Below are 18,948 nucleotides of genomic sequence, written 5' to 3' on the forward strand. Positions count from 1 at the left end.
TAAAAAAGCACGACCGTTCGCACATAAAAAACACAGGATGATCATGAGCAGCAAAATCTACTTCAACACCCGCCGCTTCAGCCCGAGCAAGCTGTTGCTGGGACTCGGTACCCGCTTGCACCATGTGCTCGCCCCCGCCCACGCCCGCCGTACCGCCAGCAAGCTGCTGCTCACCCCGCAGCGGGCGAGCCGGGACGTGGCGACCCCAGATGGCCTGGTGCAGCAAGCCGTGCACACCACCGAAGGCACCCTGATGAGCTACCGCCTCGGCCAGGGCCCGATCTGGCTGCTGATGCACGGCTGGTCCGGCAGTGCCAGCCAGTTCTACCCCCTGATGAGCCATATCGCGGCCCAGGGCTTCACAGCACTGGCCTACGATCACCCCGCCCACGGCCAGAGCGAGGGCCACACCGGTCATCTGCCCCGCTTCGTGCGAGCCTTCGACGAGCTGCTGGAGCGCCTCGGCCCCGTCGAGGGGATCATCACCCACAGCATGGGGGGCGCCGTCACCCTGGCGAGCCGCCATCCCGCCCTCGACCCCCTGCCCCTGCTGCTCATCTCCCCGGTGCTCGACTACGTGCCCCAGCTCTACGGCATGGTGGCCCGCTCCGGCTACTCCATCCGGCTGTTCGATGCCGTGGTCAAGGAGATAGAGCAGGAGTACCAGCATCCCCTCAGTACCGTGGATCCCATGGGCAGGCTGGCCGATCGCGACGGAGCCTCTCTCATCGTTCACGACGAGGAGGACAGGTTCGCCCCCCATCAGGATTCGCTGCGCGCGGCCCAGGATGGGCACTGCCGCCTGGTGAGCACCCGGGGGCTCGGTCATGGCCGCATCCTCGCCAGCCCCCCGGTGTTTGCGGCCTTTGACGAGCTGAGCCAGCCCCATGCCAGAGCCTGATCCCGCCCGGATGTTCCCTTGCCAATCGCCGCCATAAAAAATGATGTGGCAGCCCATTTTTATATTCGATACAGCGTCTTATAGTTAAATCGTGCGGTGGCAACGATAAGGCGCAATCCCATGGCCAGACCCAACACAGCTCTCCTGTTGACCGGTGGCGGTGCTCGCGCCGCCTACCAAGTGGGCGTCCTCAAGGCGGTGGCCGAGCTCTACCCCCGCAACCTCGGCATCCCCTTCCCCATACTGTGCGGCACCTCAGCCGGCGCCCTCAACGTGACGGCGCTGGCCTGTTACGCCTCCTGTTTTCATCTGGGGGTGCGCAAGCTGGAGTGGGTCTGGCGCCGCTTCGAGACCCACCACATCTTCGACTTTCATCCCTGCCGGCTGCTGTGGCGCACCCTCTACCAGGGCTCGGCCGGCCTCATCAGCGCGGACAGCAACCGCGCCTTCCACCTGTTCGACAACGCCCCTTTGCGCCGCCTGCTGGATCAGCTCATCGACTATCACCGCATCGACGACAACATCCTCTACGGCAGCCTGGAGGCCATCGCTATCACCGCCTCCGACTACGACGACGGCCTCTCCACCACCTTCTTCCAGGGGCGGGCCGAACACCTGCCCTGGGAGCGGGCGCGGCGGCGCGGCCTGCGCACCCTGCTCACCTCGGATCACTTGATGGCCTCCGCCGCCCTGCCCTTCGTCTTCCCGGCCACCCGCATCGGCGAGCATTTCTACGGGGATGGCTCTATCCACCAGCTGAGCCCCTTGAGCCCCGCCATCCACCTGGGGGCGGAGCGGATCCTGCTGGTGACCCTGGACAGCCCGGCTCAGGGCAATCAGGCACCCCGCCAGGGCCACCTGACCAGCTCCAACATCGCCGGACACCTGCTCAACACCGTCTTCTCCGACACCCTCAACTCGGATCTGGAGCGGCTCGGGCGCATCAACCAGACCCTCTCCCTCATCCCGGAACGGGAGCGAAACCGCCTCAAGCTGCGCCAGGTGGAGACCTGCGTCATCCGGCCCAGCCAGGACCTTGACCTTATCGCCCTCGACTATCTGCACAAATTGCCGACCCAGCTGCGCCGGCTGCTGCGGGTGCTCGGGGTGAACGGCCACGAGAGCAGCAGTCTGGCCAGCTTCCTGATGTTCTATCCGGGTTATTGCCAGCAGTTGATCCAGCTTGGCTATCGGGATGCCCTGAACGAACGCCAGCGGATCGAGGCATTTCTGGATATCGAAGAGCTGGCGCGGGAGGAGGCCTGAGAGCTAGGGGCTAGGGTCTGAGGTCTAATGCCCCTCCAGCAGCCGCTGCTCCGCCTGCTCCATGGCCACCGCATTGCCAAACAGCACCAGCCTGTCCCCGGCCGCCAGCCGCAGCTCGGCTCTGGGCTCCAGACTCTGCTCCCCCCGATGGATGGCCTTGACCCTTACCTCCCCGAGGGATAGCTCCCCCACCCTGCGTCCCACCGCCCAGGCCTGATCGTGCAGCAGCACGGGATGCAGACGCTCGAGCCGCTGATCCGTCTCCAGGTTGCCGGCGCTCTGATCCCCCCAATAGAAGCCGTGCAGGAAGCGATACTGGCTGTTGCGCTCATGCTCCATGCGCCGGATCACCCGGCCTATGGGGATGTCGCAGTTGACCAGCAGGTGGGAGACCAGCATCAGGGCCCCCTCCTGGGACTCCGGGATCACCTCGAAGGCTCCCGCCTGCTTGTAGTGCTCGAGGAAGCTGTCGTCCCGGGTACGCACCAGCACCTTGACCCCGCTCGCCAGTTCCCGGATCAGGGTCAGCATGGCATCCACCCGCTTGCGATCGTCGAAGGTGATGATCACCAGTCGCGCCCGCACCAACCCGGCGGCCAGCAGTATGTCCCGTCGGCTGGCATCCCCAAACGCCACCTGCTCCCCCGCGAGCTTGGCCTCGCTCACCCGCTCGGGGTCGAGATCCAGCGCGAGAAAGGGCAGTTCCTCGAGTTTCAGGAAGCGGGCGCAGGTCTGGCCGGTGCGGCCAAACCCGGCGATGATGACGTGCTGGTGCTTGCCAAGGCCCGACATGGCCACCTCGGCGCGGGAGAGCAAGACCGCATCGGTGAAGCTGTGGGCCAGCCCCTGGGCCTTCTGCACCAGCCAGGGGGTCAGGGCGATGGAGCACACCCCGATGCCGATGAGCAGGGAGACCTGCTGATGGCCCAGCAGGCCGTGGTGGCTGGCCAGCGCCAGCAGCACGAAGCCGAACTCCCCCACCTGGCTCAGCATGATGCCCGCCGCCATGGCGTCGCGCTTGCGCTCCCCCATCAGCCGGCCAGCCAGCAAGACCAGCAGGGACTTGAACAGGATGAGGCCGAGCACGCTCAAGGCCACCAGCTGCCAGTCCATGGTCATGCCGATGGTGATGAAGAAGAGCCCCATCAGCACGTCCCGAAACGGCTTGATGTCCACCTCCAGCTGATGGCGGTAGTGGGACTCCCCCAGCATCATGCCCGCGAGGAAGGCGCCGAGGGCCATGGAGAGCCCCATCCACTGGGTGAGGGACGCGGCCAAGAGCGCCACCAGCAGGGCGCAGAGCACGAACAGCTCGTCGGAGCGGGCCCGCGCCACCTCGTGAAACACCAATGGCAACAGCCACTTGCCCACGGCCAGCAGGGTGAAGAGGGCCAGCAGCCCCTTCAGCGAGGCCCAGGCTATCTCCGCCAGCAGGGCGCTGCCTTGCACCTCGGGCTGGGCCAGAATGGGGATCATCACGAGCAGCGGCACCACGGCGAGATCCTGGAACAGCAGCACGCTCACCCCGAGCTGGGCACGCCGGGTGTGCAGCTGTTTGAGCTCCCCGAGCTGCTTGATCACCACGGCGGTGGAGGAGAGCGCCAAAGTGCCCGCCACCACCAGCGCCTGGGGCAGGCTCAGCCCCCACCACCAGGCCAGCGCGAAGAAGAGCGTCGTCGTGAGCAGCACCTGCAGGCCGCCGACCCCGAGCACCAGCTTGCGCATGGCGAGCAGCTTGGGCAGTGAAAACTCGAGGCCGAGGGAGAACATCAGAAAGACGATGCCGAGCTCCCCTATGGTCTGCATCATGGCCTGACCCGTGATGATGGCGGCGCCATGGGGACCGAGCAGCATGCCGGCAAACAGATAGGCGAGGATCACCGGCTGGCCGAGACGCCGAAACAGCGCCACCAGCAGGACGGCGGCAACCAGCAGGATCAACAGATCGGCGTACACCCTACCTCCAACCTCAGCTACCAGATTGACTCAACCAACACCCTATCCCATCTCCCAGGCGGGCTGGCGGCCTTGACGCCAGCGGGATCCGGGCCATCGGCCCCATACCCAAGGATCCCGCCGCCAGACAGGGCCCTGCCCCTATATTTTTCCTCCCGCTCTATTTCGTTAAGCCTAGCCAGCGGGCTTTTTCCCATCGGACATATTTTGGGCACAAGGATTGCTAGAGAAGAGTATGGAAGTGGGATGTTCAAGGGTTGCAGCGTGGAAAACACATCGTCATTGAATGGGTTCGGACAGGGCGTCGAGCAGTGGGTGCAGCAGCTGGAGCGGCTCAAGCCCCCCTCAGGAGTGGATCGCCAGCAGCTGCTCGAACTGTTGCTGGCGCAACGGGATCTTGACGCCCTGCTGACAGTTTTTGCCGAGCGGGCGGCAACCCTTGTCCCCATCCACAGCCTGCATGTGGACGCGGGCCAGCCTCGCGCCCTCATCTCCCGTCCCCCGCGAGCCGACCAGACGCTGCACAGCTATCGCTTCGAGCTGCGCGGCCAGCACGAGCAGCGCCTCTGCCTGCTGCAATACGAGCTGGAACGTCCCCTGACCGGCGAGCAGCAGCGGCTGCTGCGCCAGTGTCACCAGCTGCTCTCCCTCCCCTTGCCGCTCTATCTGCGACTCGACACCCTGGAGCAACAGGTTCGGCTCGATCATCTGACCGGGCTCGGCAATCGCTCCTACTTCGACGAGGTGATAGGGCGTGCGGTGGAGCAACACTGCCGCGAGCCCCACGGCCTGGTGCTGGTGCTGCTGGATCTCGATCGCTTCAAGTTGATCAACGACACCTGGGGTCATCCGGTGGGAGATCTGGTGCTGAGCCGCTTCGCCCAGCTGCTGCAGGGCTGCATTCGCAGCACGGATCAGGCGTTTCGCCTCGGGGGTGACGAGTTCGCCCTCTTGCTGCAACCCGCCGACCCCGAAGCCTGGCGCCCGGTCTGGCTGCGTTTGCAGCATGTGCTGCACAGCCACAAGGAGCTCACCGCCTTCGCGGTGGGCTGCAGCCTGGGGGCCGCCAGCTGGCATGCGGGGCTGGATGTGCAGAGCCTGTATGAGGCGGCGGATGCCCACCTCTATGCTCGCAAGAAGGCTGGCATCACCGACTGATTTGATTGAGGCGGGTGCCCTTCACCACGCCAGCAAGAAGGCTGGCATCACAGACTGACTTGATTGAGGCGGGTGCCCTTCTCCACGCTCGCAAGAAGGCTGGCATCACAAACTGAGTTGATTGAGGCGGGGGCCCTTCTCCACGCCCGCAAGAAGACTGGCATCACCGACTGATTTGATTGAGGCGGATGCCCCTCTCCATGCTCGCAAGAAGGCTGGCATCACAGACTGACTTGATTGAGACGGGTGCCCTTCTTCACGCCCGCAAGAGGGCTGGCATCACCGACTGATTTGATTGAGGCGGATGTCTCCGTCCATCTTCAAACCGACACAGCCCTTTATTCGCTATCGGGCAGGGTTCTGGGTTGCCAGTGCCAGGCCATGCCTCCCTCCTGTGCCAGAAAACCGTCGCAGACGAAGAGATCCCCCACAGCCGCCACCTGCTCGCCGTAGTAGAGGATGGGAATGCGACCCCGCTGCCAGGAGGGCACCCCGTACTCCTGCAACAACTTCTTCAGGCGCCGGCTGCCTCCTCGCCCCACCGGCTTGAGCATGCTGCCCGCCGCCACCTGGAAGCGCACCGACAGGGGCTCGTCCGCCCGCGGCGCCCGCAATCTTCCGCCCTCTCGGCCAGTGGCGCCACAGGGTTGCAGGCTGCAGAGCCCCAGCCCATCCGGCAGGGGAAGGGGCTCACCGACGGCGATGGGCAGCGTCTCGTGGCGGGGAGCCAGGTCGGGCCTCACCAGATGGAGGGCCCCCTGATAGCGGCGACACTCCAGGGACTTGAGGGAGAGGCGCGGGTTGGCATCCTCCCGCGCCAGCGCCACCTCCTGCCAGAGCAGGGCGAGCTGATCCCGCGCCGGCATATCCCCCCCCAGGCGGCGGATCCAGTAGCGCAGCAGGTTATTGCGCCTGGCCTGGGACAACCCCAGCAGCTGCGCGATACGCAACCCCTCCCCCTCTGCCGCCTGTTGCCAGTCCGCCTGTGCCAGCTCGTCGACGAGCGCCTCCTGCTCGGCGCAGATGGCCATGCTGCGCGCCGCAGTCTGGGCCATGGCGGGCCAGCGCGCCTTCAGTTGGGGGATAAGCCGCTGGCGCAGGAAGTTGCGATCGTATTCCGTGTCCTGATTGCTCTCATCCTCAACCCAACCATAGGGCAGGGTGGCGGCACACGCCGCCAGCTCGGCCCGGCTCACCTCCAGCAGGGGGCGCAGCAGGAGCCCACTCGCAAAGGGCTGGCTCGGCACCATGCCCGCCAGCCCCCGCAGACCGGCGCCACGCTTGAGGGCCAGCAGCAGGGTCTCCAGCTGATCGTCCTGATGATGGGCGCTGAGCAGCCACTCCCCCTTTGCCAGGCGGGCGGCGAGGCGACCGTAGCGCGCCGTGCGCGCCTGGGCCTCCAGGCTCTCGCCGTTGCCCCTGGCCAGTTGCACCCGCTCGACCAGCAGCGGCACCGCCAGTTGCCGGCACACCCCCTCGCAATGGGCGACCCACTCATCCGCATGAGGACTCAGGCCGTGATGGACGTGCAGGGCCCGCAGTCCGAGCCCCTGTTCCCTGGCATAGCGCGCCGCCAGCACCAGGAGCACGGTGGAGTCGAGCCCGCCGCTGAAGGCCACCAACAAACCGCTGGAACCTTCGGGCGAAGGCAGGGTCTGACAAAAGCGAGAATAAATACGAGAAATCATTGGCTTCCCCAAAATGGTCGGGCCGATCTTAGCAGAGTCAGGCTTATCAAGCGCTAACCCGACTGCTAGAGTGAGATTCCTCCCGATCTGGGCAGGGAAGCTGAATAACCCGAATTGGAATCAAAAAATGAACAATAAGAAAAGCATACTCGCCGGCCTCATCGGGCTGGCACTGCTGGCAGGCTGCAGTCAGGCGCCGGATACCAGCGACAAGCACTCCGGCCTCGCGCTGGCCAACATGGATACCTCGGTCAAACCCGGCGACGACTTCTTCCGCTACGTGAACGGTCACTGGCTCGGCACCGCCAAGATCCCGGACGACAGGCCCGCCGACGGCGCCTTCTACATGCTCCGGGACAAGTCCCTCGCCGATGTGCGGGTGCTGGTGGAGGGGCTGGATGCCAAGGCCCCCGCCGGTTCGACGGCCCAGCAGATCCGCGATCTCTACCACAGCTATCTGGATCAGGCGACCCGGGATGCCAAGGGCACGGCCCCCCTGCTGCCCCTGCTCGCCGACATCGACAGGATCAGCGACCAGCAGAGCCTGACCCGCGCCTTCGCCCAGAGTGGTCGCAGCGGCGGCAGCGCTCCCTTCGGTTTCTGGATAGACGCCGACGCCAAGGCGCCGGACAGCTATGCCGTCTATTTCTACCAATCCGGCCTCAGCCTGCCGGATCGGGACTACTACCTCAAGACGGATGCCGCGAGCCAGGCACTGCTCAAGAAATACGAGCAGCACATCGCCACCATGCTGAGTCGCTTCGGCGAGCCGGATGCCGCCGCCAAGGCCAAGCGGGTGCTGGCCCTCGAGACCCGGATCGCCAGGATCCAGTGGGACAACGTGGCCCTGCGGGACAGGGAGAAGAACTACAACAAGGGGCCGGTGAGTGAACTGGGGCGCCTCGCCCCCAGCATCCCCTGGGAGGCCTACCTCGGTGAAGCCGGCCTCGCCGGCCAGCAGAGCCTGGTCATCGGCCAGCCGAGCTATCTCGCGGCCCTCGACGGCCTGATGCGCCAGACCCCGCTGGCGGACTGGCAGGCTTATCTCAAGTGGCACCTCATCACCGATTACGCCCCCTACCTCGACAGCCAGACCGATGCCCAGAACTTCGCCTTCTTCGGCACCACCCTCAGCGGTACACCCAAGCAGCGCGCACCCTGGGAGCGCGCCCTCGGGGTGCTGGACGATCACCTGGGTGAGGCGGTCGGCGAGCTCTATGTGAAGCACTACTTCCCGCCTGCAGCCAAGGAGCGCATGGAGCAGTTGGTGGAGAACCTGCGCACCGCCTACGGCCAGAGCATCGAGGAGCTGGACTGGATGTCCCCGGCCACCAAGGCCCAGGCCAAGGAGAAGCTCGCCAAGTTCAGACCCAAGATCGGCTACCCGGACAGGTGGAAGGATTACAGCGCCATCAGCATCCGTGCCGACGATCTGGTCGGCAACCTTCAGCGTGCCCAAGCCTTCGAGTATGCCGACAACCTGGCGCGCCTCGGCAAGCCGGTGGACAGAAACGAGTGGCACATGTCACCCCAGACGGTGAACGCCTACTACAACCCGAGCAACAACGAGATCGTCTTCCCGGCCGCCATACTGCAACCCCCCTTCTTCGACATGCAGGCGGACGATGCGGTGAACTACGGCGCCATCGGCGGGGTCATCGGCCACGAGATGGGCCACGGCTTCGACGATCAGGGGGCGAAATCCGACGGGGACGGCGTGATGCGCGACTGGTGGACGCCGACCGATCTCAAGGAGTTCCGCTTCCGTACCAGCCGCCTGGTGGCCCAGTACAACCGCTTCGAACCCATCAAGGGCCAGTACGTCAACGGCCAGTTCACCCTGGGGGAGAACATCGGCGATCTCGGCGGCCTCACCATAGCCCACAAGGCCTATCTGCTGTCCCTGGATGGCAAGGAGGCTCCCGTGCTTGACGGCTTCACCGGGGAGCAGCGCTTCTTCCTCGGCTGGGCCCAGGTGTGGAAGGGCATGTATCGCCCCGAGCTGATGCAGATGCTGCTCGCCTCGGATCCCCACTCCCCGCCCGAGTATCGGGTCAACGGCGTAGTGCCGAACATCCCCGCCTTCTACGAGGCGTTCAACATCCAACCCGGTGACAAGCTCTATCTGGACCCGGCCAAACGGGTCAAGATATGGTAAATCACAGGGGGAAGGAGGACTGGCTGCCCCTGTAGCCGGACTCCCTCCCCACCCTGGCGGGGGGCTCGCCCCCTGCCCACAGACACAGCCAGACAAGCAGCAACAAGGGTCACATCCATGAAAGCCTTATTTATTACTCTCGGACTGCTCGCCCTGCCCCTGACCAGCCAGGCGGCAGAGGGATTCTTTCAGCAGCTGACACTGCCAACGGGTCAGCTGCTCATCGTCAGTGAGGGGCGCGGCGAGCCCGCCTCCACCGGCAGCTACGACGTGCGCCTCTATTCCGGTGCCAATCCCCAATTTCCCCTGGACCAGTTCATCGACGGCAAGGTGCTGCCTCGCGATGGCAGCATCAAGGAGCTGAAACTGCTGGATCTCAACGGTGACAAGCAGCCCGAGCTCATCGTCATCGTGGAGAGTGCCGGCAGCGGCAGCTATCACAGCGCCGATGCCTTCACCATCAATCCGCAACAGGGGCTCGACAGCTTCAATCACGTGGAGGGGCTGGCCCCCAACGAGGACGTGATCCAGGCCCTCAAGACCCCCCGCGACTGACCCTCATCCCGCTTTGCTTTAAACGCCCCGCACCGCGGGGCGTTTTTGCTGCCACCACCACCCTGTGCCCGCCGTGCCTCGATGAGGCTGCCATCGCCTTCTCCTTCCGATAGACGGCTATTTTTTCTGCGCCTATAATCGCCGCACGGTGCCATAACGAAACACAAGGAGGTAAAAAATGGTTATCCAAGCGTGTCCGATGTTCTCGGCTCGCCTGTTCGGCACATTCGAGTGCTCTTGCCTGCATACCATCGCGCTGCGATAGCGGGTTCGAGCAAAGCCGACTCCTTCCTCACCGAGACCTTTCTCGACCGTTGTCGCCAGCGCTCCTGATGACAGGGATCCTCGATCCCGCGATTTAAGAGAGCAAGAGCATGACAACCCTGATGAGTACCCATTCCCTGCAGATGAGTGCCGGGCACCTTCCATTATTTGACAACCTGGATCTCAGCATCCGCACCGGCGACAGGCTTGGCCTTGTCGGCGCCAATGGCTGTGGCAAGAGCACCCTGTTGGCGCTGCTGGCCGGCACGCGTTCCCCCCAGTCCGGCCGGGTTCAGCAGGCAGCCCCCTGCCGCTGCGAATTCGTGGCCCAGCAACTACCCGCAAGACTGGCCGCACTCAGTACCCGCGCCGTCTTGTTCGACGCGCTGGCGAACGACCTCACCGCCGAGTGGCAGGTAGACAAGATGCTGACCGAGCTGCAGCTCGGCGAGCAGGCCGAGCTGCCGGTCAGCACCCTGAGCGGTGGCCAGCACAGTCGGCTGCAGATAGGCCGCGCCCTGCTGCGCCAGCCCAATCTGCTGCTGCTCGACGAACCCAGCAACCACCTGGATCTCCCTGCCCTGCTCTGGCTGGAGCAGTTCCTGCTGGGTTGGCGCGGCGCCTTCGTGCTGGTTTCCCACGACGGTCGCCTGCTGGACAGGGTCACCAGCGAGACCCTGATCCTGCGAGATGGAGCGATCCATCGCTTCGCCCTCCCCTGCAGCCGGGCCAGGGCGGCCCTGGCCGCCGAGGATGAGCAGGCACGCCTGCGCCGGGCCGACGAGCAGAAGGAGATAGACCGCCTGAGCGCCAGCAGCAAGCGCCTCGCCATCTGGGGACGGGAGCATGACAACGAGAAGCTGGTGCGCCAGGCCAAGTCCATGGAGAAGCGGATAGCCAGGCTGCAGGAGGAGCAGAGCCGGGTCGCCACCCTCTCCCCCTGGCGCCTCGAGCTGCACGGGCTGAGCCTGCCCGCCGACACCCTGCTGCGGTTGACGGCCCTGGACATCTGCCCGGCCCCCGGTTTGCCGCCCCTGCTGCGGGCCGAGGCGCTCTGGCTGCGCGCCGGTGACAGGGTCGCCCTGCTCGGCGCCAACGGCACCGGCAAGTCCTCCCTGCTGCGCCAGTGCTGGCGCGATCTGGCCTCCCAGACCCCGGAGGCGGGCTGGTACTGCCATCCCGGCGCCAGCATCGCCTATTACGATCAGTCCCTGCAGCAGCTGGACGGGGACGCCACCCTGAGCGACGCCCTCTACCCCCTGGCCCCCCTGCCGGAGGTGACGCTGCGCCAGGCGCTGATCCGGGCGGGCTTCCCCTACGGCCGCCATGGCCAGAAGGTGGCCACCCTGAGCGGGGGCGAGCGGGCACGACTGCTGTTTCTCGCCCTGTCGCTGGGCAGCCACCACATGCTCTGGCTCGACGAACCCACCAACCACCTGGATCTGGCGGGCAAGGAGGATCTGGCAGAGGCCATTGCCGCCTTCCCGGGGGGCGTGCTGCTAGTCTCCCACGACCGGGAGCTCATCGAGCGCAGCTGCAACCGCTTCTGGCTCATCAAGGAGGGGTGGATTGTCGAGGCCCACAGCGCCGAGCGGGCCTATGCCGAGCTGCTCGGCGATGAGCCACCCATCCCGGGGGCAGACCCTGTGACCGCGAGCCCGGCCCGGCAGCAAGCCAACGCCGATGACGAGGAAACGCAACTGGCGCGCTGGTACGAACTGGAGGCCCTGCTCGCCGCCGATCTGGCCCGCAAGCCCAGGCACCAGACTCCGCGCCTGCAGCAGAGCTGGCGCGACGAGCTGGCAAGGCTGACCGGCCTGTTGGGACTCTCCGGGACATGAACCCGGTTCTTATCCACCCCTTCAGCGGCCAGCCAAGGCTGGCCGCAAGGAGCATCCCATGACTGTACCAACAGGGCCTGAGGTCAGGCTCGATCCCGTCGCCGATGCCGATCTGCCTCACATCTATCGCGGCCTGTCGGATTCCGTGGTCATCAAGTATTACAGCGTCAGCTATGACAGCCTGGCGGCCTGTCAGGCCCAGATGGCCTGGTACGCCGACCTGATCCGCACCGGAAGCGGCGCCTGGCACCTCATTCGCTGCCGACGCACGGGGGAACCGCTGGGAGCCATCGGCTACAACGGTGTCGACCCGGCGCACAAACGGGCCGAGCTCGGTTACTGGCTCTACCCCGAGCATTGGGGCAAGGGAGTGATGAGCGCGGCACTCGGGCTATGGATCCCCCTCGTCTATGGCACCACGGACCTGCATCGGCTGTTGGCGGTGGTGGAGGAGCCGAACAGCCGCTCCGCCCGCCTGCTCGAGCGGGCCGGCTTTCGCTACGAGGGCATGGCGCGCGAATGCGAGCGCAAGGGGGATGGCTTCATCTCCCTGCACCACTACGCCCTCTTGCGCAGCGATCTCGCCCTCTCCGTCGACTAGCAAAAAGCCCCGCATATGCGGGGCTTTTCTTAATTCAGAGGCAGGCTTATTTGATGGCGCAGGGATCGCCGCCGGAGACGCGACGACGATGGCGGCGCCACAGGGAAAAGCCGCCATAGAGGGCGCTCAGCAGCACCGCATAGAGCACCTCGGAGGCGAGCGCCACCAGCACCAGGGCACAGAGCAACACGCTCAGCCCCGCCAGCCCCTTGCCCGCGCCACCGAGCAGGCGCCAGCCCGCCGCCATGCAGAGCAGATAGACCAACACGAAGTTGCCGTTCGCGTAGCGGATGAGGGCATCCAGCGGCAGCCTGAGCCAGAGGATCAAGGTGATGGAGACGAGGCAGATGGCGAGCACCCAGCACAGGGCGTTCAGGGGGGCGCCCCTGGCGGACAGTCTGGAGAGGGAGGCGGGCAGCTTGCCCTCCCGTGCCATGCTCCAGATGAGACGTGCAAACCCTTGCAGGTAGATGTTGATGCTGGCGAAGCAGGAGAGGTAGCCGAGTATGGCCACCAGCCACTTGGCGGTGGGGCCGAACAGCAGGGAGAGCAGGGCCGGGATGGCGGTAGCATTCTTCGCCTCATCCCCGTAGAGGCCGTATTTGAGCACCACCAGGGAGTGGATCCAGTAGATGAGCCCAGCCAGCAGCACGCCGCCGAGCAGGGCGATGGGATAGTCCCGCTCCGGCCGCTTGAACTCCTCCCCCATGTGAGCGAAGGCCTCGAGCCCCACGAAGCACCAGAACATCACCGCCAGCGCCGTGCCCATGGCGGGCCATTCGCTCGCCGCTGGCAGCGGCTGGGCCGCGTCGCGCCAGCTGATCTCCCCCTTGACGCCGATGAGCAGGGTCAGCCCCAGTATGGCCAGGGCGATCAGCAGTTGCAGGTTGCCGGAGGAGCGCGCCCCCCTCAGGCCGAGCAGGAAGACCCCGAGCAGGGTCAGCAGCTGGATGGCCCAGAGGGTCCACTCTCCTAGTTCAAACAGGGAGTGCCAGAAGCCGGCGGCTATGGTGAGGGCCGCGGGCAGACCCACCGGCAGCACCGCCAGGAACAGGAAGGCGGAGAAGCGCTCGGCGCCGTTGCCAAAGGCCAGCCCGATGAGGTGGGGGGCGCCCCCCGCATGGGGATAGCGGCGCCCGAGGCGGGCGAAGGTGAAGGCGATGGGCAGCACCAGCACGATGAGCAGCACCCAGGCCCAGAGCGACGCCCCTCCCGCCAGCGAGGCAGCCGTCGCCGGTACCACGAAGATCCCTGTTCCGAGCAGGGAGGTGGCGAGCAGCCCCATCCCCTGCCAGAGCCCCAACTCTTGCTTTAACGTCGACATGTCCCTTTGTCCGAAGTGAAAAACCGCCCACCATGGTAGGCCCCTGTCGCGGCTTTGTTAAGCATTCGTGCATATAAAAAAGGCCGCCTCGATTGAGGCGGCCTTTTCGCGGGGATGAACCCTTGTTATCAGGCAATCAGCTTGTAGATGATACCGGACATGGCGATCAGGCCGATGATGGTCACGAAGCCGTTGCTGAGGTTGCCGGCGTATTTGCGCATGGCGGGCACCTTGGTGATGGCGTACATCGGCATCAGGAACAGCAGCATGGCGATGATGGGGCCGCCCAGATCTTCGATCATGCCGAGGATGCTCGGGTTGATGGTGGCGATGGCCCAGGTGGTCAGGATCATGAAGACCGCGGTCACCTTGTTCAGCTGCTTGACGTCGACGTTCTTGCCCTTCTCACGCAGGGACTTGGCCATCAGGCCGTTCATGCCCTCTTGTGCACCCAGGTAGTGACCCAGGAAGGACTTGCTGATGGCGACCATGGCGATCAGCGGAGCCACGGTGGCGATCACCGGGTTGTCGAAGTGGTTCGCCAGGTAGGACAGGATGGAGATGTTCTGCTCCTTGGCCGCCGCCAGGTCAGCCGGGGAGAGGCTCAGCACGCAGCTGAACACGAAGAACATGACGGTCATGACCATCATGACGTGAGCGCCCAGCAGGATGTTGCTGCACTTCTTCTCGGCGCCTTCACCGTAGCGACCCTTGTTGTCCACCGCGAAGGAGGAGATGATCGGGGAGTGGTTGAAGGAGAACACCATCACCGGGATCGCCAGCCACAGGGTCTTGATGAAGTCACCGTTGAAGGCGTCGGACAGCGCCGGGGCTTCGGTGATGATGGCACCGTTCCAGTGCGGGATCAGGTAGAGCGCCAGGCCCATCAGGGTGATCACGAAGGGGAACACCAGCACGCTCATCGCCTTGACGATGACCTGGCCGCCGAGGCGAACGATCGCCATCAGGCCCAGGATCAGCACCAGCGACAGGATAGCACGGGGGGGCGCGGTCATGCCCAGCTGGTGCACCATCAGGCTCTCCACCGTGTTGGTGATGGCGACCGAGTACATCAGCAGGATCGGGTAGATGGCGAAGAAGTAGAGCAGGGTGATGAACTTGCCTGCGGTCTTGCCGAAGTGCTCTTCCACCACCTCGGTAATGTCACCGTCGCGGGTGGAGCCGGACAGCACGAAGCGGGTCAGGCCGCGGTGTGCGAAGAAGGTGAGCGGCAGGGCCAGGATCAACATGGCCACCAGCGGCCAGAGGCCACCGACACCGGCGTTGATCGGCAGGAAGAGGACACCGGCACCGATGGCGGTACCGTACAGGCCCAGCATCCAGACCACATCGGCCTTGTTGATGCCACGGGAAGACGCGTTACTGGCTAAGCTGCCTTCTACTGCAATGTTCATGTCAGACATAGGGATATTCCTGTCATCAAGGAAAGTGGGATCTCGTTGTTTATTGGCCACCTGGCCGGTTCCACATCCCTGGAACTGCTGCTGTTCATCCCTGTCATCATCTCTTCATGCCGTGCTGACCTGGCCACCACTCCCTGTGACAACCAAATTGCAACATCTTGCGGCATGACATCCTGAACCTGATTGCGGCGCCCGCCTGCCGTAACAACCTGGCAACGCGCACCTCATCCGATGAGCCGACTCTAAATAAACACCCCTATTAATCACAGCGTTTTTTTGAATTAATCAACCAAAGTTTGACTATGGTCGCCTTTCGGACGCGCCAGCTCACATTTTGAGTCCCAAAATGTTAGTATTTTTTAACAATTCAAATTTGTTTCAATAGATTCCAATACTTAGTGGCAGATACAAATTCGTTACATCCTCGGTTCAGCCCCCCGATTGTGCCCACCTCGCCCTTGGCGTACCCTTGGTGCTCGCCCTTTTTTCACCGAGCCATATGACTATCACCCGCACCGATCTCGCGGAATTGGCGGTGTTTGCCGCCGTCGCCCGCCACCGCAGTTTCAGCAAGGCCGCCCTCGAACTCGGGGTCTCCGCCTCGGCGATCAGCCACAGCCTGAAGGGACTGGAGCACCGCCTGGGAACCCGGCTGCTCAATCGCAGCACCCGGGCCGTGGTGCCGACCGATGCGGGAGAGCGGCTGCTGGCCCAGCTGTTGCCGACCCTGAACCAGCTGGAGGGGGCGCTCCAGGAGCTGGCTCGCCACAGCGACGAGCCCGTCGGGCGCCTCAAGATCTGCGGGCCCAGGGCAGCCATTCAGGAGCTGCTGACCCCGGTGCTCATCGACTATCTGGAGCGCTACCCGCGCATGCAGGTGGAGGTGGTGGAGCAGGAGCTGGTGCCCCGCCTCATCGAGGATGGGTTTGATGCCGCCCTCTTCTACGGGGATCTGCTGCCCAAGGAGATGATCGCCGTGCCCCTCGGCGCCCAGCAGCGCTACCTGGTGGTGGGCTCACCCGCCTATCTGGCGGCCCGCGGCATCCCCCTGCATCCGAGCGAGCTGAGCCAGCACGACTGCATCGGCTATCGGCTCACCCCGCACCACCACTATCGCTGGGCCTTCGCCGCCGACGACAAACTGCTGGAGATAGAGGTGAGCGGGCCGCTGACCACCAGCACCCCGGCCCTCTACCTGGGGGCGGCCGAGGCGGGGCTGGGGCTGGCCTACTGTCTGGAGGAGGAGGTGAGCGAGGCGCTGGCGGCGGGCAGGTTGCAGAGCGTGCTGGACGACTGGAGCCCGAGCTTTGCCGGCTTCAATCTCGTGTATCCCAGCCGGCATCAGCTGGGCAGCGGCCTGCGAGCCCTGATCGACATGCTGAAGGAACACCACAGATTGCGTTGATTAATGAGTCATATTCATCAATCCATCAAATGCAATCCGGATTATCCACGAAATGATATTAATCTAGACTGTCTGCTCGAATATTGAACACATCTCGAGAACAGATATGTCCGCCTACTTCAGCCTGCGCCAACGGGCCATGACCCGCCGCTTCTGGGGCTACGCCCTCCCCTCCATCCTCGCCATGCTGGTCTCCGGCGCCTATTACCTGGTGGATGGCATCTTCGTCGGCCACTATGTGGGGGCCGCTGGTCTCGCCGGCATCAACCTGGTCTACCCCGTCATCATGGTGCTCATCGGCCTCGCCGCCATGATCGCCATGGGGGCGGCCACCCTCATCTCCTTCCAGCAGGGGGCCAGGAACATGGCGCTGGCACGCCAGGGGCTGGTCAACGCCCTCTGGCTGCTGGTGCTGCTCGGGGTGCTGGCCCCGCTGCTGCTGCACCGCTGGCACATCGATATCCTGCTGCTGCTCGGGATAGAACAGGGCAGCGAGACCTGGCAGCAGGCCAGCGACTACCTGACCTGGATAGGGGGTGGCACCCTGCTGCTCGCCGGCAACCTCGCCGTCCCCTACCTGCTGCGCAACGACGGCCGCCCTCGCCTCGCCATGGTACTGGTCAGCGGCGGCGCCGTGCTCAACATCCTGCTCAACTACATCATGGTCGGCCGGCTCGGGCTCGGGCTGACGGGCACGGCCCAGGCGACCCTGATGGCCGAGGGGGTGGTCTGCCTGTTGGGGCTCGGCTACTTCTTCACCCCTTATGCCCGGCTGCGCCTCTCCTGGCGCCAGCTGTTGCCCGCCTTGCCGGCCATGCCGAACCTGCTGTTCACCGGCCTGCCGAGCCTCATCGCCCAGTTCAACCTCGGGCTCCTGCTGATGCTGCACAACAGCCAGCTGATGGTGTACGGCTCGGTCAAGGATCTGGCGGGCTTCACCGTGGCCGGCTACACGGAGGCGGTGTTCATCGTGGTGCTGCAGGGGCTGGCGTTCGGCATCCAGCCCCTGGTCAGCCAGGCGGCGGGGGCCAAACGCCATCGCGACCTCAAGTTCCTGATGGAGATGGGGCTCAAGATCACACTCGTCTACGGCATGCTGGTCTGGCTGCTGATCCAGCTGCTGCCCCGCCAGGTAGCCATGCTCTATACCGGCGATCAGGATCCCGAGCTGCTGGCCGCCGCCATGGGCAGCCTGACCCTGAACCTCGGCGCCATTCCGCTGGAGGGGATCATCATGTTCGGCATAGTGCTGCTGCAGGCCATGGCCCGCACCCGCCAGGCCCTGCTCATCTCCATCGCCAAGACCCTGCTGCTGCTGCCGCTCATCTTCCTGCTGCCGCTCTGGTGGGGCCGGGATGGCGTGCTGCTGGCCCAGCCCACCACGGTGCTGCTGCTGGCTCCCCCCCTGTGCTGGCTGTTGTGGCGGGAGTGGAAACACCTGGCACAGGCCTGCGCCCCCCTAGTGCAAGGCCGCCGCGCCCGTCCCTCGGCGGCGCTGCTGGCCCGCCGCGTTAGCTAGCGAGACACGAACGCTAGCGGGTTATAAGCGGGTGGCGCGGGTGCGAATGTGGGGCTCGGCCAGCGCCTCCTGGGCGGCCACCAGCTGCAGCTCAGATGCCCGCTCCAGCCAGGTGCGGGCCAGCACCGCATCCACGCTGGCGTTGGTGAGCTCGAACGCGGTCACGGGATCGCAACCCGCCAGCAGATTGGCCAGCATGGTGGCACTCAGCAGGTCCCCCACCCCAATGGGTTGGCGCCGGAAGGCATAGAGGGGGCGGGAGATATGAAAGGCTCCCTGCGCGCACACCAGCACCATCTCGAACCGGTCCAGGCTGAAGGCCGCCCGCCCCAGATGCTTGACCATCACCAGCCTGGGTCCCTGGGCTCGCAACTGTTCGCAGGCTGCCAGCACCTCGGCGAGGTTGTCGATGGTCCGGCCGGTGAGCTGCTCCAGTTCCAGCAGGTTGGGGGCCAGCATGTCGGCCGCGGCCAGGGCCCGTGTCCTGAAGAATGCCGAGACCCCGGGGGCGACGATGCACCCCTTGTCCGGATGGCCCATGACGGGATCGCAGAAATAGAGGGCTCGGGGGTTGAGCGCCTTGAGGTGCGCCACCGCCGCCAGTATCTCCTCTCCCTGCTCGGCCGAGCCGAGGTAGCCGCTCAATATGCCGTCGCACTGCCTCAGGACACCGATGTCGGCGAGGCCCGTCATCAGCTCGCCGATGTGGCCATCCGGCATCCGCATCCCCTGCCACCCCTCCCTGTACTGGGTGTGATTGGAAAATTGCACCGTGTTGATGGGCCATACCTCTATGCCCATTCGCCGCATGGGGAAGACGGCGGCACTGTTGCCGGCACAGCCGAACACCACGTGGGACTGGATGGATAACACTCGTTTCATGTCAGC

Annotated in this window: 14 protein-coding genes; 9 read left to right on the forward strand and 5 right to left on the reverse strand. The window is 65.0% G+C overall.

All coding sequences use genetic code 11. The annotated features are described in order from the left end of the window. Window positions 1-43: 43 nt before the first annotated feature. Both ACRCYW_RS11335 and ACRCYW_RS11340 read left to right on the forward strand, forming a co-directional pair. The gene (locus ACRCYW_RS11335; RefSeq protein ID WP_438550198.1) at window positions 44-901 is read left to right on the forward strand and encodes an alpha/beta hydrolase; all 858 of its coding nucleotides are present in this window, start codon (window positions 44-46) and stop codon (window positions 899-901) included. Between the two features lie 120 nt (window positions 902-1,021). Next, window positions 1,022-2,167, forward strand: a complete 1,146-nt coding sequence (locus ACRCYW_RS11340; protein WP_438550199.1) for a patatin-like phospholipase family protein — start codon at window positions 1,022-1,024, stop codon at window positions 2,165-2,167. A gap of 24 nt (window positions 2,168-2,191) precedes the next feature. On the opposite strand, the gene ACRCYW_RS11345 is transcribed toward ACRCYW_RS11340, so the two are convergent. Then, the gene (locus ACRCYW_RS11345; protein WP_438550200.1) at window positions 2,192-4,123 is read right to left on the reverse strand and encodes a cation:proton antiporter domain-containing protein; all 1,932 of its coding nucleotides are present in this window, start codon (window positions 4,121-4,123) and stop codon (window positions 2,192-2,194) included. 246 nt (window positions 4,124-4,369) lie between these two features. On the opposite strand from ACRCYW_RS11345, the gene ACRCYW_RS11350 reads away from it, so the two are divergent. After that, on the forward strand, window positions 4,370-5,281 hold the full coding sequence (locus ACRCYW_RS11350; protein WP_438550201.1) for a GGDEF domain-containing protein: 912 nt from the start codon (window positions 4,370-4,372) through the stop codon (window positions 5,279-5,281). 338 nt (window positions 5,282-5,619) lie between these two features. On the opposite strand, the gene tilS is transcribed toward ACRCYW_RS11350, so the two are convergent. After that, on the reverse strand, window positions 5,620-6,969 hold the full coding sequence (gene tilS / locus ACRCYW_RS11355) for a tRNA lysidine(34) synthetase TilS (protein ID WP_438550202.1): 1,350 nt from the start codon (window positions 6,967-6,969) through the stop codon (window positions 5,620-5,622). A 127-nt stretch (window positions 6,970-7,096) separates the two neighbouring features. Here tilS and ACRCYW_RS11360 point away from each other — a divergent pair, with 127 nt between their 5' ends. The 4 genes from ACRCYW_RS11360 (at window position 7,097) to ACRCYW_RS11375 (ending at window position 12,388) form a co-directional block, all read left to right on the forward strand. Further along, the gene (locus ACRCYW_RS11360; RefSeq protein WP_438550203.1) at window positions 7,097-9,127 is read left to right on the forward strand and encodes a M13 family metallopeptidase; all 2,031 of its coding nucleotides are present in this window, start codon (window positions 7,097-7,099) and stop codon (window positions 9,125-9,127) included. 117 nt (window positions 9,128-9,244) lie between these two features. Then, window positions 9,245-9,682, forward strand: coding sequence for a PliI family lysozyme inhibitor of I-type lysozyme (locus tag ACRCYW_RS11365; RefSeq protein ID WP_438550204.1), 438 nt, complete (start codon window positions 9,245-9,247; stop codon window positions 9,680-9,682). A gap of 374 nt (window positions 9,683-10,056) precedes the next feature. After that, window positions 10,057-11,787: an ABC-F family ATP-binding cassette domain-containing protein gene (locus tag ACRCYW_RS11370; RefSeq protein WP_438550205.1), complete on the forward strand. Its 1,731-nt coding sequence runs from the start codon at window positions 10,057-10,059 to the stop codon at window positions 11,785-11,787. A 58-nt stretch (window positions 11,788-11,845) separates the two neighbouring features. Continuing rightward, window positions 11,846-12,388: a GNAT family N-acetyltransferase gene (locus ACRCYW_RS11375; protein WP_438550206.1), complete on the forward strand. Its 543-nt coding sequence runs from the start codon at window positions 11,846-11,848 to the stop codon at window positions 12,386-12,388. A gap of 46 nt (window positions 12,389-12,434) precedes the next feature. On the opposite strand, the gene yjeH is transcribed toward ACRCYW_RS11375, so the two are convergent. Beyond that, window positions 12,435-13,712: an L-methionine/branched-chain amino acid transporter gene (gene yjeH, locus ACRCYW_RS11380; protein ID WP_438550207.1), complete on the reverse strand. Its 1,278-nt coding sequence runs from the start codon at window positions 13,710-13,712 to the stop codon at window positions 12,435-12,437. 128 nt (window positions 13,713-13,840) lie between these two features. Next, the gene (locus tag ACRCYW_RS11385; protein WP_438550208.1) at window positions 13,841-15,136 is read right to left on the reverse strand and encodes an HAAAP family serine/threonine permease; all 1,296 of its coding nucleotides are present in this window, start codon (window positions 15,134-15,136) and stop codon (window positions 13,841-13,843) included. Window positions 15,137-15,635: 499 nt separating this feature from the next. Here ACRCYW_RS11385 and ACRCYW_RS11390 point away from each other — a divergent pair, with 499 nt between their 5' ends. Both ACRCYW_RS11390 and ACRCYW_RS11395 read left to right on the forward strand, forming a co-directional pair. Continuing rightward, window positions 15,636-16,541, forward strand: coding sequence for a LysR substrate-binding domain-containing protein (locus tag ACRCYW_RS11390; protein WP_438550209.1), 906 nt, complete (start codon window positions 15,636-15,638; stop codon window positions 16,539-16,541). Window positions 16,542-16,647: 106 nt separating this feature from the next. Continuing rightward, entirely contained in the window at window positions 16,648-18,060 is a 1,413-nt protein-coding gene (locus ACRCYW_RS11395) for an MATE family efflux transporter (RefSeq protein ID WP_438550210.1), read from the forward strand. Window positions 18,061-18,081: 21 nt separating this feature from the next. On the opposite strand, the gene pdxY is transcribed toward ACRCYW_RS11395, so the two are convergent. Continuing rightward, window positions 18,082-18,942 carry a pyridoxal kinase PdxY gene (pdxY, locus tag ACRCYW_RS11400; protein WP_438550211.1) on the reverse strand — a complete coding sequence of 287 codons (861 nt, stop codon included), beginning with the start codon at window positions 18,940-18,942 and terminating at the stop codon, window positions 18,082-18,084. Window positions 18,943-18,948 lie beyond the last annotated feature (6 nt).

The sequence above is a fragment of the Aeromonas sp. genome, from assembly GCF_051657805.1.
Classification (GTDB): domain Bacteria; phylum Pseudomonadota; class Gammaproteobacteria; order Enterobacterales; family Aeromonadaceae; genus Aeromonas.